15 protein-coding genes are annotated in these 14,788 nt (G+C 29.4%); 7 read left to right on the top strand and 8 right to left on the bottom strand.

Annotation, left to right across the window (positions count from 1 at the left end):
* Positions 1–109 precede the first annotated feature (109 nt).
* On the top strand, positions 110–2,563 hold the full coding sequence (locus tag EYW44_RS09745) for an alpha-ketoacid dehydrogenase subunit alpha/beta (RefSeq protein ID WP_132723481.1): 2,454 nt from the start codon (positions 110–112) through the stop codon (positions 2,561–2,563).
* Between the two features lie 82 nt (positions 2,564–2,645).
* On the opposite strand, the gene EYW44_RS09740 is transcribed toward EYW44_RS09745, so the two are convergent.
* The 3 genes from EYW44_RS09740 to EYW44_RS09730 all read right to left on the bottom strand — a co-directional run bounded on the left by EYW44_RS09740 (position 2,646) and on the right by EYW44_RS09730 (position 5,556).
* Entirely contained in the window at positions 2,646–3,164 is a 519-nt protein-coding gene (locus EYW44_RS09740) for a hypothetical protein (protein ID WP_132723480.1), read from the bottom strand.
* 126 nt (positions 3,165–3,290) lie between these two features.
* Positions 3,291–4,061: an SH3 domain-containing protein gene (locus tag EYW44_RS09735; RefSeq protein ID WP_132723479.1), complete on the bottom strand. Its 771-nt coding sequence runs from the start codon at positions 4,059–4,061 to the stop codon at positions 3,291–3,293.
* Positions 4,062–4,281: 220 nt separating this feature from the next.
* The gene (locus EYW44_RS09730) at positions 4,282–5,556 is read right to left on the bottom strand and encodes a DUF2851 family protein (protein ID WP_132723478.1); all 1,275 of its coding nucleotides are present in this window, start codon (positions 5,554–5,556) and stop codon (positions 4,282–4,284) included.
* A 40-nt stretch (positions 5,557–5,596) separates the two neighbouring features.
* Here EYW44_RS09730 and EYW44_RS09725 point away from each other — a divergent pair, with 40 nt between their 5' ends.
* The 5 genes from EYW44_RS09725 to EYW44_RS09705 all read left to right on the top strand — a co-directional run bounded on the left by EYW44_RS09725 (position 5,597) and on the right by EYW44_RS09705 (position 9,852).
* A complete protein-coding gene (locus EYW44_RS09725) occupies positions 5,597–6,421 on the top strand; it encodes a redoxin domain-containing protein (protein WP_132723477.1) in 825 nt (274 codons plus the stop codon).
* 91 nt (positions 6,422–6,512) lie between these two features.
* Positions 6,513–7,145, top strand: coding sequence for an NAD(P)H-dependent oxidoreductase (locus tag EYW44_RS09720; protein ID WP_132723476.1), 633 nt, complete (start codon positions 6,513–6,515; stop codon positions 7,143–7,145).
* A 96-nt stretch (positions 7,146–7,241) separates the two neighbouring features.
* Complete coding sequence (locus EYW44_RS09715; RefSeq protein WP_132723475.1) at positions 7,242–8,684, top strand: sodium:solute symporter; 1,443 nt, start codon at positions 7,242–7,244, stop codon at positions 8,682–8,684.
* 35 nt (positions 8,685–8,719) lie between these two features.
* Positions 8,720–9,220 carry a cupin domain-containing protein gene (locus tag EYW44_RS09710; protein WP_132723474.1) on the top strand — a complete coding sequence of 167 codons (501 nt, stop codon included), beginning with the start codon at positions 8,720–8,722 and terminating at the stop codon, positions 9,218–9,220.
* Between the two features lie 170 nt (positions 9,221–9,390).
* Positions 9,391–9,852 carry an META domain-containing protein gene (locus EYW44_RS09705; RefSeq protein ID WP_132723473.1) on the top strand — a complete coding sequence of 154 codons (462 nt, stop codon included), beginning with the start codon at positions 9,391–9,393 and terminating at the stop codon, positions 9,850–9,852.
* A 59-nt stretch (positions 9,853–9,911) separates the two neighbouring features.
* Here EYW44_RS09705 and EYW44_RS09700 read toward each other — a convergent pair whose 3' ends face one another.
* From EYW44_RS09700 to EYW44_RS09685, 4 genes are all read right to left on the bottom strand, one after another.
* Positions 9,912–10,787 (bottom strand): nuclear transport factor 2 family protein, encoded by an 876-nt coding sequence (locus EYW44_RS09700; RefSeq protein ID WP_132723472.1) that lies wholly within the window; start codon positions 10,785–10,787, stop codon positions 9,912–9,914.
* 123 nt (positions 10,788–10,910) lie between these two features.
* Entirely contained in the window at positions 10,911–11,168 is a 258-nt protein-coding gene (locus EYW44_RS09695; RefSeq protein ID WP_132723471.1) for a DUF6952 family protein, read from the bottom strand.
* Positions 11,169–11,170: 2 nt separating this feature from the next.
* Positions 11,171–11,479, bottom strand: coding sequence for a thioredoxin family protein (locus EYW44_RS09690; protein ID WP_132723470.1), 309 nt, complete (start codon positions 11,477–11,479; stop codon positions 11,171–11,173).
* Between the two features lie 68 nt (positions 11,480–11,547).
* On the bottom strand, positions 11,548–12,189 hold the full coding sequence (locus EYW44_RS09685) for a peroxiredoxin (RefSeq protein WP_132723469.1): 642 nt from the start codon (positions 12,187–12,189) through the stop codon (positions 11,548–11,550).
* Between the two features lie 571 nt (positions 12,190–12,760).
* On the opposite strand from EYW44_RS09685, the gene EYW44_RS09680 reads away from it, so the two are divergent.
* The gene (locus EYW44_RS09680) at positions 12,761–14,461 is read left to right on the top strand and encodes a helix-turn-helix domain-containing protein (RefSeq protein WP_132723468.1); all 1,701 of its coding nucleotides are present in this window, start codon (positions 12,761–12,763) and stop codon (positions 14,459–14,461) included.
* On the opposite strand, the gene EYW44_RS09675 is transcribed toward EYW44_RS09680, so the two are convergent.
* A complete protein-coding gene (locus tag EYW44_RS09675; RefSeq protein WP_132723467.1) occupies positions 14,456–14,701 on the bottom strand; it encodes a hypothetical protein in 246 nt (81 codons plus the stop codon). The two genes, EYW44_RS09680 and EYW44_RS09675, sit on opposite strands and share 6 nt — an antisense overlap.
* Positions 14,702–14,788: the final 87 nt, after the last annotated feature.

Below are 14,788 nucleotides of genomic sequence, written 5' to 3'. Positions count from 1 at the left end.
AAAAAAACGAAATTCTGTTGTTTTTTGCGATTTAATCAAAAAAACACAATATTTTTAAATATCATTTAAAAAAACTATCTTTGCAAAAACAGCAAATAAAGTTTTATTTATGAGTCAAAGTGTAGCCGTTTCAAATTCGCAAGAATTATCATTCAACGATTTTAAGCAAGAAGTACTAAACGATTATAAAATTGCAAAGACTAGTAGAGAGTGCAGTTTACTAGGAAGACGAGAAGTACTAACAGGAAAAGCAAAGTTTGGAATTTTTGGAGACGGTAAAGAAGTGCCACAGTTAGCTATGGCAAAAGCTTTTAAAAACGGAGACTTTAGATCGGGGTATTACAGAGATCAAACCTTTATGATGGCAATTGATGAACTTACCCCTCAACAGTTTTTTGCAGGTTTATATGCACATACTGATATTGTTCAAGAGCCAATGTCAGCTGGTAGACAAATGGGGGGGCACTTTGCTACTCATTCTATTGATGAAAATGGAAACTGGAAAAATTTAACTGCTCAAAAAAATTCTTCTTCAGATATTTCTCCTACTGCTGGGCAAATGCCTAGATTATTAGGTTTAGCTCAAGCTTCTAAAATTTACAGAAACGTAAAAGGATTAGAAAGTTTTACTAACTTCTCTAATGCTGGTAACGAAGTTGCTTGGGGTACTATTGGTAATGCTAGTACTAGTGAAGGGTTATTTTTTGAAACTATTAATGCCGCTGGTGTTTTACAAGTACCAATGGTAATGAGTGTTTGGGATGATGAATACGGAATTTCTGTACATGCCAAACATCAAACTACTAAAGAAAGTATTTCTGAAATTTTAAAAGGATTTCAAAAAGAAAACGACACGAATGGTTATGAAATCTTTGTTGTTAATGGATGGGATTATGTAAAGTTAATTGATACTTATAACAAAGCTGCAGAAATTGCAAGAACACAACACGTGCCTGTTTTAATTCATGTAAAAGAGTTAACACAACCACAAGGTCATTCTACTTCAGGTTCTCACGAAAGATATAAATCAAAAGACCGCTTACAATGGGAACAAGAATTTGATTGTATTACTCAAATGAGAAAATGGATTCTTGAATTTGAACTTACAGATGAAAGCGGAAATGTATTTCGTTTTGTAGAAAGCGAAGAAGAATTAATCGCTTTAGATAAAGCTATAAAAAAAGAAGTTAGTACTGCAAAACGTAATGCTTGGAGTAGCTTTATAAACGAAATAAAAGCAGAAGTTCAAACTGCTGTTAACTTACTTGAAAAAGTAGCTAACAAAAGTAAAAACGCTTCTTTTATCACAAAATATAAAAACGACTTAGTAGCAATTGCTGAACCTATCAGAAAAGATATTTTAATTGCTTGTCGTAAAAGTTTACGTTTATTAGTAGATGAAAACTTTGCTGAAAAAGTTACTCTTCAGAATTTTATTAAAGAAAGAATTGAAGACGCTGCAGTAAAATACTCTGCACATTTACTAAGTGAAACTGAATTAGCTGCTACGAATGTTTCTAACGAATCTCCTGTATACGCTTCAGAAAAAAATATAGTAGACGCTCGTATTGTTATGCGAGAAAACTTTGATGCTATTCTTAAAAAGTATCCAGAAGTATTAATCTTTGGAGAGGACGCTGGACATATTGGAGATGTGAACCAAGGATTAGAAGGTTTACAAGAAAAATATGGTGAATTAAGAGTTTCTGATACAGGTATTAGAGAAGCTACTATTTTAGGGCAAGGAATTGGAATGGCTATGAGAGGTTTACGTCCTATTGCTGAAATTCAGTATTTAGATTACCTTTTATATGCTTTACAAATAATGAGTGACGATTTAGCAACTCTTCGTTACAGAACTTTTGGTAAACAAAAAGCACCCTTAATTATTCGTACAAGAGGACACCGTTTAGAAGGAATTTGGCACTCTGGTTCTCCAATGGGAGGAATTATAAATAACATTAGAGGAATTCATGTTTTAGTACCTAGAAACATGACTAAAGCTGCTGGTTTTTACAACACTGTTTTAGAAGGAGATGATCCAGCTTTAATTGTTGAATGTTTAAACGGATATCGTTTAAAAGAAGAGTTACCAACTAACTTAGGAGAGTTTAAAACTCCTATTGGCGTAGTAGAAACTATTAAAGAAGGTACTGATATTACTATTATATCTTATGGTTCTACTCTTAGATTGGTTGAAGAAGCTGCAAGAGATTTAGCACAAGTAAATATTAGCGTAGAAATTATAGATGCTCAAAGTTTATTACCTTTTGATATTAATCACGATACTGTTAAGTCTTTAGCTAAAACGAATCGTTTATTAGTTGTTGATGAAGACGTTCCTGGTGGTGCTTCAGCATACTTATTACAAGAAATTGTTGAAAATCAAAATGGATATGTTCATTTAGATAGTAAACCTCAAACATTAACTGCTAAAGCTCACAGACCAGCTTATGGTACTGATGGAGATTATTTCTCTAAGCCTTCAGCAGAAGATATTTTTGAAAAAGTTTATGAAATTATGAACGAATCAAATCCTACAAAATATAAGAGTTTATACTAAAATTTAAACTTAATCACATAAAAAAGATCTATTTAGAAGTTTCTAAATAGGTCTTTTTTTATACAACAATTTATTAATTATTTTAAAGCTTTGCTATACTTTTAATAGTTACTCCTATAAAACAATCATCAGAACACTGCTTATTAGTATAACCACAGATTGATATCATACCGTTATTTTCTGTTTCAAAATAAATAATTACATCATCTCTATCTTTTAACCAGTTATTCTCTGCTTCTGCATAAATTTCATCTAAGGTTATTGGTGATGCTCCGTTATTATGAGTTCCTATGTCATTCCCCTCCTCTACCCACTCTAAATCATCCTGATCTATATTTATTGAAGGATCAATCTCTGTATATTTAAACACTCGCTGAATAACAATTCCATCTTCTACAGTTATAGTAGTTTCCCAACTTAAACCAATCCATGAGCTATTTTTTACAACATACTTGTAAGCATTTTTTGATTGTTTCTTAAAACTTCTCCAAGATTTAAAACTAGTTTCAAATTTATCTTGATGTATAATTTCTTCAGAATTACAAGCACACAAGAAACCTCCAATTAATACTAAAGCTATTAAGTAAATTTTATTTTTCATTATAAATGTTTTTATATAGATGTTATCTCTTTCATTTGGTTGCGTACTCAATATATAAATTTCAAAAAAAAACTGTTTAGAGAATTCTAAACAGTTTTTCTTATAGTTTTTTTAATATCAAATTAATTAAAAGTCTTCATCAACTTTTGCATCTTGAACATCCACAGGAACGTTCTTAGTTTTATAATCTTCAATTTTGTTTTTAATAACACTAATAAAGCTAGATGATGATAAATCAGGATTACTTACAATGTCTTCTAAAGCTTTAATTCTATCTGTCATACTACCTTTTGTCATAGCAATACTTGCAAACTTACCAGCAGCAATATCTACAGACTTATTTGAAATATTGTTTGCTTTTACCCAAACCTCTTCAATATACTTTCCTTCAGCTCTTTTACCTTTAACTTGTGCCCAATCATCTTGCGTTGCAATTACCGCAACAATATCCATCGGACTATATTTTGTATCAGTTTTAGTTAATAAGTCAGGTCTCTTATAAACATTCGCATCATTAGTCATTACCCCAACTTTACCATCAACAGCTAAAAATGGTTCTCTAGCCCATCCTTCTTTACCATCAATTAACTTTACTTTTAAGTATTCTTTTTTAGTAACAGAATCTGTATGTCTCTCACCTGTAAAGTATACTTTCTCTCCTAAACTCATAGAAGTTACCCACTTTCCTTTAGATTTTGGAGTTTCTCTTACTGATAACTTATCTAATAAACAAATAGCATCTCCGCTAGAATCTTTTGATGCAGATTCTGCTTCGTTAGATGTTGTTTCTACAGAAGTTGTTTCATTATTTGTTTTTGTTTCAGATTTTCCACCTTCTTCCTTACAACCAACAATAAATAATGATGCGGCGAAAATGGTAATTAAAATTTTTTTCATGGTTACTTATTTTTAACAAATATATAATTTAATTATTTAGATCGTTTTTAAGATATTGTAAAGTACCAAACAAAGTCATTTTCGCTACAAATTAATTTATTTCCGCATATATAATATTAAATAGTAGAAGGTCTATTGTTGGATATCTGAAGTTAGAAACTACAAAACACTCAAACCACTTAACTCCTTAACTTCTAATATTCTTAACTCCTGTTAAAAATCATTTTCGTAACAGTCTATTACCAATAGCACACTTTAAACAATCTTTATTATTACAATAAGAGTTTTTAAGTTCTAATAAAGCTTGCGTTTTAAAAGCACTTTCTGTTTTTACTCCTATTTCATTAAACTTAGTTATTATTGAATTTTTCTCAGGATTTATTTGTTCTAATAAGGATATAAAAACCTCTTCCTCTAACTTTCCAATACTTTTCAAATACACAAACTTTAATGGTAAAATGGTATTGATAATTAATAAATCTTTAAATGACTTCGTTAGTTTTTTAATCGACTTTTTAGATTCCTTTTCAAAAGTATAATGAGTTTTCCAAAAATCAGTAATCTCAACATCAAACAGTACATATAAATCTGAAACACTATCAGCACTCATAATTTTAGAAAACAAATGATGCTGCTTATAATATAGAGCCGATAACTGAGCTATACGAATGGTAGGAAAATTGGATGGTCGCATTCTAAAAAACTGAAACTGATGCTTTGCCATTCCTCCTTTTAAAGAATGTTTATGCTTTACGTACTCATATTCTTTTTGTAACTCATTATAAAAAGTCCCTTCTAAATCCTCATTTAAAAAGCCCGCTTGACCGTAAAGCAATGCATTTAGTTGTAATTCATTTTTTTGAAGTTTTCTTACTATTGAATAATCTACAGAACTTGCTAACTGTAAAAAAGCATCTCCATTAATTTTCAGCCCAAAATTTTTTGCTAACAACTGAAACAATACAGCCTCAAAATCATTATTCGTTTTTTCTAACAACTCTTTAATTACAGCTGCTTTACGCTCTAACCTTTCAAAAAACAATCTTTCTAGCCAATTCTGCATTAAAAAGTCATCTGTTTTAGAAAGTTGCTGTTCACAAAGAATCCATTTATTCTCAGTAAAAAATAATGCTATGTAATTATCATAAACATTCTTATCTATGAAATTCTTTAACTCTAAAGTTGGTAATGGCTTATTGTTTTTCATAAAAATGGTAGCATCATTTTCAAAAACAACATGAAGAATTACTGCATCGTAGTTTTCATCTTTTTCATGTTTGTGTAAATACCAATCAGATGATTTTATATGAATTTCTACATTTCCAAACCACAACTGTCCTTCTATTTCAATTTTAGCATTAAAAAAATCAGGACCAGTATTTGTATTTTCTTGTCCCGTATTTACAATATAAATACGCTCTCCATCAATGGTTTTTAAACGATTAAAATCTAGCAACTTGTATTTCCATACATAATGTAGAAACTTTTCTTTCATAGCTTTGTAAATTTGAGCAATCTTTCTCGTCAATAAAAGTATGAAAAATTTATTAAAATCATTATTCATCAGTAGTTACCCATTAGCAGCTATCGTTGTTTTAGTAATGTCTATCATCAACTTTAAATTCAACCTAAACGTTGCGGGCGCTATTTTAGCTTCTTTAAGTGTTATTTTATTTTTTGCTTTATTATTTACAATTCCTAGAGCAAGAACCTCTAAAAACTTATTAATCTACACAAGTGTTATTACCATTAGTTTGTTATTGAATTTAACCAACATAAAAAGTAATGAGTTCTACTCTACTTTAGTTTTATTTATAGGTTGGTTATTATACCTTTTCTGGTATTCTAATTTTGGAAACAGAAATAGGAATGCTTTAAAAGTTGGAACTAAAATTGGAGATTATACTTTTGAAAACACCTTTAAAGAAAAAATCAACTTACACAATATTGAAGGTGACTACAAAATTTTAATTTTTTACCGAGGTAATTGGTGTCCGCTTTGCATGGCACAAATCAAAGAAATAGTAAATGAATATAAAGAGTTAGAAAAAAGAAAAGCTTCGGTACTTTTAATTAGTTCTCAGCCACATTCATTTACCGAAAGCTTAGCTAAAAAACATCAAGTTCCTTTTCACTTTTTAACTGATCTTAAAAACAAAGTAGCTACAAAACTTCAAATTATTGATACAAACGGACTCCCATTTGGATTTCAATTATTTGGTTTTAAATCTGATATTGTAATGCCTACTGTTATTATTACAGATAAAAATAACAACATCATTTTTGCCGATTTAACAGATAATTACAGAGTTAGACCCGAGCCTTCAACATTTATCAAAATTATAGATCAGCACACCTAATAATTTTTTAATATTTAATTATAACTTTTTCTTATCGTAAAATTACTTTCCATGGAAAATAAAATGTAACTTTGCACAAAACTAAATGTAAATGAGTATTATTGAAAGCTTGCAATGGCGTTATGCTGTTAAAAAATTTGACGAAAATAAATCTATTTCTGAAGCACAAATTAACACATTAAAAGAAGCATTTAATTTAACTGCTACTTCTTACGGGTTGCAAACTATTTCTTTAGTAGTTGTAGAAAACAAAGAAGTGCAAGCAAAACTTGTAGAGCATTCTTGGAATCAACAACAAGTTACTCAAGCTTCACACGTATTGGTTATTTGTATACCAAAAAACTTTAGTACAGATACTGTTGAAGAATACTTTAAAAGAGTAAAAGAAACAAGAAATACTCCAGACGAAATCTTAAATCCTTTCAAAGAATTTTTATTGAATAGCTTAGAAGGAAAAAGTAAAGAGGAATTATTCCAATGGAATAAAAATCAAGCATACATCGCTTTAGGTAATCTTTTAACTACTTGTGCTGTTGAAAAAATTGATTCTTGTCCTATGGAAGGTTTCGTTCCTGAAAAGTATGATGAGATTTTAGATTTATCTTCAAAAAACTTACAATCGGTTTTAGTTTTACCAGTAGGTTACAGAGCTGAAGATGACTACATGAAAGACTTAAAGAAAGTTAGAAAACAGGTTAGCGAATCTGTTTTACATATAAATTAGTAATCAATTGGGGATTATTTATTTTAAGAGTGTTGGTGATTTCTAATAATTACCAGCACTTTTTCTTTTTATATTAGTGGTCTTAAAAGTTAATCAATGCAACCATTACACATAGCACTACTAATTATAGCCTACTTTGGTGTACTTATACTTATTTCTTTTTTAACAGGTAAATCTGCAAATAACGCTACCTTTTTTAAAGCTAACAATTCATCTCCTTGGTATTTAGTTGCCTTTGGTATGATTGGAGCATCATTATCTGGTGTTACCTTTATCTCTGTTCCTGGTTGGATTGAAACACAACAAATGGGGTACATGCAAATGGTATTTGGTTATGTAGTTGGATATGCAGTTATCGGTTTGGTGCTACTACCATTATATTATAAATTAAACCTTACCTCAATTTATACCTATTTAGAAACTCGTTTTGGTACAGCTTCCTATAAAACTGGTGCTTCTTTCTTTTTATTATCAAGAACCATTGGTGCTGCCTTTCGTTTATTTTTAGTAGCAAATGTATTACAACTCATATTATTTGATGCGTATCAAATTCCGTTTTGGGTAACAGTTACCATTACAATTTTGTTGATATGGTTATACACTTTTAAAGGGGGAATTAAAACGATTGTTTGGACAGATACTTTACAAACCTTGTTTATGTTAATTGCAGTAGGCGTATGTATCGTAATGATTAATGATACTATGGAAATTGACAGTTTATTCTCTTATATAGCCAACAACAAACTATCTAAGATCTTCTTTTTTGAAAATATAAACGCCGGAAATTACTTTTGGAAACAATTCTTATCTGGTGCTTTTATTGCCATTGTTATGACAGGATTAGACCAAGATATGATGCAAAAAAACTTAACCTGCCGAACATTAAAAGATGCTCAAAAAAACATCTTCTGGTTTACTTTAGTATTAGTTATTGTTAACTTTTTCTTTTTAGCTCTAGGTGTTTTATTAACAGACTACGCCTCTTTAAACGGAATAGATGCTCATAAAGATCAATTATTTCCTACCATCGCTATGAGCGGTGATTTAGGTTTGGCTACTGCCCTATTCTTTTTATTGGGTTTAATTGCTGCTGCATATTCTAGTGCAGATAGTGCCTTAACTTCACTTACCACTTCTTTTAGTATAGATATTTTAGAAATTGATAAAAAAGAAGATGAGGAAGAAAAAATAAAAATTAGAAAGCGAATACATATTTTATTCTCTTTTACATTGGTAGCAACCATTCTTATTTTTAAATATTTTATTGCTGACGTTAGTGTGATTGCCAAAATATTTCAGTTTGCGGGGTATACCTATGGTCCTTTATTAGGGTTATATGCTTTTGGTTTGTTTACCAAATTCAATGTAAAAGATAAATTAGTTCCTATAATTTGTATTGTAGCGCCTGTATTAACTTTTTTAATTAGTTCTTACAGTAAAAATTCGCTTGGTTTCGATTTTAGTTTTGCCATTCTTATTTTAAATGGAGCACTAACCTTTTTAGGATTATCCTTAATTGTAAATCGACAAAAGAATTAAAATTGCAAATCAAAAACCAAATAACATCTTATAAAATGACTGCACAAGACATTATTCAAAAATTCAATTTACTAGAACATCCAGAAGGAGGCTATTACAGCGAAACTTATAGAAGTGAAGGCATAATTAACAACGAAAATTTATCCGACCATTTTGATGGTGATAGAAATTACTGTACCGCTATTTATTTCTTATTAACCTCTGATAAATTCTCAGCTTTCCATAAAATCAATCAAGATGAAATGTGGCACTTTTACTCAGGTAGCCCTATTAAATTACATATGATTGCTCCTAATGGTACTTATAGCAATGTGATTATTGGTAACAACTTACTTTCTAATGAAGTTCCTCAGTTTGTAGTACCAGCTCAATATTGGTTTGCAGTAGAAGTTATGCACGAAAACTCATTTGCTTTTACAGGTTGTACTGTAGCACCTGGTTTTGACTTTAGAGATTTTGTACTTCCTAAAAAAGAAGCATTAATAGCATTGTTTCCTCAACATTCAGATGTTATCACAAGATTAACACATCATTAATTATTAAATTTCTAATCACAACTATTCGTCATTTTAGAGAAAAAAATAGTTATAATCTTAAAAAACATCGATTTTATACAATCAACATATCTTAAATAATTTTTACCCCAAAACGCAACCATTTATAAAATAATTCATCTTCTTAATAAATACTAAACATATTAATTAAAATGAAAAACTTTTATAATTTAATCACCTTATTATTATCACTAACATTTATAACGTTAATGGTAAGTTGCTCTGAAAACAATGAAGATGTTATTACTGATGCTCAAATTTTTGAAGGGAATTGGAAAGTATCATTCTATCTTGTAGATGGTAAAAAAATTATTAAAACAGACGATAACACATGGCCTGATGTAAATAACGGTGATGTTACTATTGGTTTTTCTTTACCAGGTGAAAATGGTGAAGGACAAATTTCTGGTAGATCCGTTTTAAATCAATTTAATGGAAGTTACACACTAAAAGAGAATAAGAGTATCACCTTTGCTGTTATTTCTACACTAGCTCTTGATCCAGAATGGGGATCTTTATTTTCAATTGAAGAAGTAAACAAATACGACTACAAAAACAACCAGCTTATTCTGTATCACAATGATGATGATGCAATTGTTTTAGACAGAAATTAAAAGTAAAAAAAATCCTAAGTTTAAAACTTAGGATTTTTTTGAAAAGTAAGTACAATATCTTAAAACTTTCCATTATCATTTTTCCATTCTGATTGCGCTGGAATATTTTGAATTACATCCCAATGTTCAACTATTTTTCCATTTTCAACTCTAAATAAATCATAATAAGCTACATGTTGAGAATCTAAAAACCCCCCTTCAGAAACTGTTAAAACAAAATTACCTTCAGCGTACACATAGTGTACTGTATCATATTGTAATTTTAAATTATTATCGGCAAAAAATTGTAACGCAGTTACTAAACCATCTAATCCATTTCCTACTTGTGGATTGTGTTGAATGTATTTTTCAGTACTAATAAAGTCTGTAATATTATCTTTGCCTTCTTTTAAAATATCATTCACAAAATTAGTTACTAAAATTTTATTTTCAGAAGTTTTGTCTAAATCTAAAACATCAACTACTCCATCTGTCATTGAATTTCCGCTAACTGTATCGGTTGCTAATATTTCATCTTGAAGATTATCCCAGTGTTCAACAATTAGTCCATTTTCAAACTTAAAAATATCAAAAACTACCTGTGGAGTACCATTATTCCATGCGCCTCCATAAGTAGTATGAAGAAATACAAACTCTCCTTCAGAAAAAACTCTATGAATTTTAACTGTAATTCCAGAAGCTTCACCTGTAAAAAAAGGAACGATTGCCTCTTTTCCTGAAGGAAAATTTAAGTTATGTTGAATGTAAGTTTCATTACTTACATAATCTAAAGGAGCAGTATCTCCTGTTTCAAATGCCTCTATTAAAGCTACAGCTTTCTGAACATTGGTTAGTTCTAATGTCTCTTGTGAACTATCAGAATCACTACATGAATTAAATGTTACTGAAGATAATAGTAACAATGTTAATCCTATTTTTTTTATATCCTTTGTCATTTGTATGTTAATTTATAATATACAACAAAGGTATTCTCAAATAGTAGAGATAAGAGTATACTTTTAAAATCGAAGAGTATAAAAACGGGAAAATAAAAATCCTAAGTTTAAAACTTAGGATTTTTATTTATCTATTGAGCCTAAAACTCTTTTCATAAAAGTGTTTAAAGCTTCTTTTTTTGGAGTTCCTTCTTTAATCATTTTATCAACTTCAATGGCTCCGTACATATTAGAAATCAACTCTCCTATTACATCTAATTCTTCGTCTTTTAATGACGGAACTTCTGTAAGAGCTTCTAAAGTTTCAATAGTTTCTAAAATATAATCCTGATCGTTTTCTTCTATAAAAGAAGTTAAATGTTTTATTACTGGTAATTTCATAACTATACTACTTCGCTTACCAATTCTTTTAATACATCAAACTTGTTAGTTTGAGTTTGGTTTACAAACTTACCATCAACAAAAGTTGCAAACGTTGGTAAATTATCTACCGTTGCTAATTTTCTACTCTCTGGGTATTTTTCTGCATCTACAATTACAAAAGATACGTTTTCATTTTCTGTAGAAAGCTTTTTAAACTTTGGCTTCATAATTCTACAGTTACCACACCATGTAGCAGAATACTGAACGATTACTGTTTTATTTTCTGAAATTAATTCAGCTAAATTATCTTGACTTAATTCTTGTACCATGTTTTTAATTTTGAGTTTAAGAATTACGAACTACGAATTTAAAATTCGTAATTCGTAATCTGTAAATATTAGTTAGATGCTAAATACTCAGCAGTAGCTTTAGCATTTGGCTTCATTGCTTCTTTACCTTCTTCCCAGTTTGCAGGACAAACTTCACCTTTTTCTTGTACGTGTGTATACGCATCAATTAAACGTAAAAACTCATTTACATTTCTTCCTAATGGCATGTGGTTTACACCTTCGTGTACAACTGTACCTTCTTCATCAATAATGTAAGTAGCTCTGTAAGTTACGTTATCTCCTTCTACTTGTACAGTACCTGTAGCCTCATCATAAGTTTCGTTAGAAATATCTAAAATACCTAAGATTGAAGATAAGTTACGGTTGCTATCAGCTAATAAAGGGTAAGTTACACCTTCAATTCCTCCGTTATCTTTAGATTGATTTAACCAAGCAAAGTGTACTTCTGGAGTATCACATGAAGCACCAATTACAATAGTATTTCTTTTTTCAAACTCTGGTAAAGCAGCTTGAAAAGCGTGTAATTCTGTAGGACAAACAAAAGTAAAATCTTTTGGGTACCAAAATAATACTACTTTCTTCTTATTGTTTACAGCTTCTTCTAATACATTTACTTTGAACGTATCCCCCATTTCGTTCATTGCGTCTACGTTTAAATCTGGAAATTTTTTACCAACTAATGTCGCCATTTTTTAATTCTTTATTATGTTATTATTAAAATATATACTTTAATTTCTGGTACAAAAATATTCTCTTTTCAACTAAAAAGAGAGAAAATGAATAAGAAAAATCTTATTCTACAATAAATTTTATTGATTATAGCAACTCACAACAATCGAAATCAACTATTTAAAGTTGGTTAGGCTAAATTCTCAGTAAAATAGTTTGTGAATAAAAAAGACGGAATACTAAAAGAATAGGTTTATAATTTACAGAATACTTTTATCTGTAATAGATTTAACTATTAACATCTTGTTGCGTTAAATTTAACAAAAGTCATAATTAAATTTAGTAGCTTTGTAGTCTATAACATTGAATAAAGGCTATTAGTATGCAAATACTAATGACGATGCTGAGAAGGGATTTGTTTATGATTCTTATTAGTTCTTTTTTAAAGAGCTATATGTCTTAATAAATTTTACTTGGCTTAATATTAAGTTAACTACTACGAAAAAGAAGAGCAATGCTCTTCTTTTTCAATTTATTACATTCCATTAAAATTTAATTATATTTGATTGCTATCAGAAAATTAAACGCTTAATGAAAATTAAAAAACTTACACTGTTCCTTTTTTTAATCGTTATTTCTTTACACTCACAAAGAGCTCAACATTTAATTTCCTCTTACAACAAATTACTTTCTAAAAATAAAGATAGTGCACTAGCTTTCACCAATCATTTAATTTCTTCAAATCAAACTAAAGAAGAAAAAGCATATGGTTACGCTGGCAAAGCTTACATTCATACATTACGCTCTAAATATGCTGTAGCAGATACTCTTTTTAAAAAATCATTTTCAGAATTACATACAGTAAACAATCCTGACACAGAAATTAATGCTAATATTCAGTTGTTATTTGCGCTTCATAATATTGAACAACACCAATTGCCAGAAGCTATTCATGTTTTAAATGATGCTCTACAAATTTGTGACACAAAGTGTGCTCCTATCTTAAAAATAAAGCTTCAATCTTCTTTAGCAAGAGCGTATTCATTATCTAAAAAACATCAAAAAGCTTTAGAAATTAGCAGTATTAGTTTAAAAACAATTAAAAGTATTGCTGACTTTGATAACAATAATGATTTAAAGAAAGAATATATAAGAGAACTGGTAAAAGCAGCCAACCGATCAATAAATCTGTTTTTAGCTGATAAAAAAAGATATACCACGTATATAGATTCTACTAAAAAATATGTTGCGTTAGCCAATATAAATGCTCACAGATACAATATACACAACTATAAAGGTTCGTTGTTTTTATTAAATGCCGATATAAATTTTCATCAAGAAAAATATAACGATGCTAAAAAGTTTTATCAAAGAGGATTAGAAATATTCAAACAGAAGAACTATCCAAAACGAGTAGCTCAAATATTATTTAGAGTAGCCGAATGTCAATACCATGCAAAAAATTTTACTTCTGCAGAAGCTATTTTTTTAGAACAGTTACACAACAGTACTTGGGCTAACTTTCAACTACTTGACAATGAAGCAAAATCTTACTTTTATTTATTCAAAATACAGGAAGAAAAAAAGAACGCTTCAAAAGCTTTAGAGTTTGCAAATCTGTATGTTGAAAAGTTAGAAAAACATCTTATAAACAAAAACAACACTAATTTATCTGTAAATGATATTGTACATAAAAAAAATAGAGAAAAAGAAATAAAGGGATACATCAAAAACTATACTGATCAGAAACATAAAAACACAATCTACCGATACCTTTTAATAGCATCTATTGTCATTTTTAGTTTAGTGTTACTTTACTTTATGTATATCAGAAAAGAAAATCAAAAAAACATTCATCTATTGACGACAAGAATTTCGGAACTTCAAACAGAAATTTCTAAGGACAGCTTATCAAAATCTTCTAGTTTATCAGATGATAATGCCCTCGCATTACTAACAAAATTAAAAGGTTTAGAAAAAGAAGAACTATTTTGTAAACCTAATTATACATTAAACACCATTGCTAAAAAACTAAAAACAAATTCTAGTTATTTATCTAAAACTGTAAATGAAAATCTAGGAATTACGTTTGCCGAATATACAAACAAACTAAAAATTAATAGCATTGTATCTAAATTAGAACATCAAAAAAACTATAGAAACTACACTATTAACGCTCTAGCACAAGAAGCGGGTTACAAAAGTACAAACTCGTTTAATTCAAACTTTAAAAAGTTACTAAAAGTAACCCCCTCCCAATACCTTAAAGAGCTTAAAAAGGAAGATTTATAAACCTCCTCCAAAATTTAATGGTAAACCTAATCTAGAATCATCTGAGTCTGTTTCCCCTCCAGAAGTGTCTCCAGATAAATCTAGTATTTCCCATCCACAAGAACTAGGTCTACATACTAAACCTGTACCTGGAATATGCACTACTATTTCTCCTGGTTCACAATCTGGAGCAACACCTGCATGAATCTGTTTTAATTCTTCTTTTTTCAAAACTTTTGCTTGTAACATCTTTAATTTCATATAATTATTATTTTAGGTTATTACAAACCTATTAAAATTTTAAACAACTTATACCTACTTATAGTCTCACCTAAACCACACACAACA

This window comes from Tenacibaculum sp. M341 (assembly GCF_004337695.1).
Taxonomy (GTDB): Bacteria; Bacteroidota; Bacteroidia; order Flavobacteriales; family Flavobacteriaceae; genus Polaribacter.
Note: the sequence above shows the minus strand (reverse complement) of the source record. Positions and strands in the feature narration are given on the sequence as shown.

Coding starts and splice junctions, on each gene's coding strand:
- EYW44_RS09710 (WP_132723474.1), top strand. CDS start 8,720: ATGACTGCACAAGACATTATTCAAAAATTCAATTTACTAGAACATCCA.
- EYW44_RS09690 (WP_132723470.1), bottom strand. CDS start 11,479: ATGGTACAAGAATTAAGTCAAGATAATTTAGCTGAATTAATTTCAGAA.
- EYW44_RS09720 (WP_132723476.1), top strand. CDS start 6,513: ATGAGTATTATTGAAAGCTTGCAATGGCGTTATGCTGTTAAAAAATTT.
- EYW44_RS09745 (WP_132723481.1), top strand. CDS start 110: ATGAGTCAAAGTGTAGCCGTTTCAAATTCGCAAGAATTATCATTCAAC.
- EYW44_RS09715 (WP_132723475.1), top strand. CDS start 7,242: ATGCAACCATTACACATAGCACTACTAATTATAGCCTACTTTGGTGTA.
- EYW44_RS09675 (WP_132723467.1), bottom strand. CDS start 14,701: ATGAAATTAAAGATGTTACAAGCAAAAGTTTTGAAAAAAGAAGAATTA.
- EYW44_RS09685 (WP_132723469.1), bottom strand. CDS start 12,189: ATGGCGACATTAGTTGGTAAAAAATTTCCAGATTTAAACGTAGACGCA.
- EYW44_RS09680 (WP_132723468.1), top strand. CDS start 12,761: ATGAAAATTAAAAAACTTACACTGTTCCTTTTTTTAATCGTTATTTCT.
- EYW44_RS09725 (WP_132723477.1), top strand. CDS start 5,597: ATGAAAAATTTATTAAAATCATTATTCATCAGTAGTTACCCATTAGCA.
- EYW44_RS09695 (WP_132723471.1), bottom strand. CDS start 11,168: ATGAAATTACCAGTAATAAAACATTTAACTTCTTTTATAGAAGAAAAC.
- EYW44_RS09730 (WP_132723478.1), bottom strand. CDS start 5,556: ATGAAAGAAAAGTTTCTACATTATGTATGGAAATACAAGTTGCTAGAT.
- EYW44_RS09735 (WP_132723479.1), bottom strand. CDS start 4,061: ATGAAAAAAATTTTAATTACCATTTTCGCCGCATCATTATTTATTGTT.
- EYW44_RS09700 (WP_132723472.1), bottom strand. CDS start 10,787: ATGACAAAGGATATAAAAAAAATAGGATTAACATTGTTACTATTATCT.
- EYW44_RS09705 (WP_132723473.1), top strand. CDS start 9,391: ATGAAAAACTTTTATAATTTAATCACCTTATTATTATCACTAACATTT.
- EYW44_RS09740 (WP_132723480.1), bottom strand. CDS start 3,164: ATGAAAAATAAAATTTACTTAATAGCTTTAGTATTAATTGGAGGTTTC.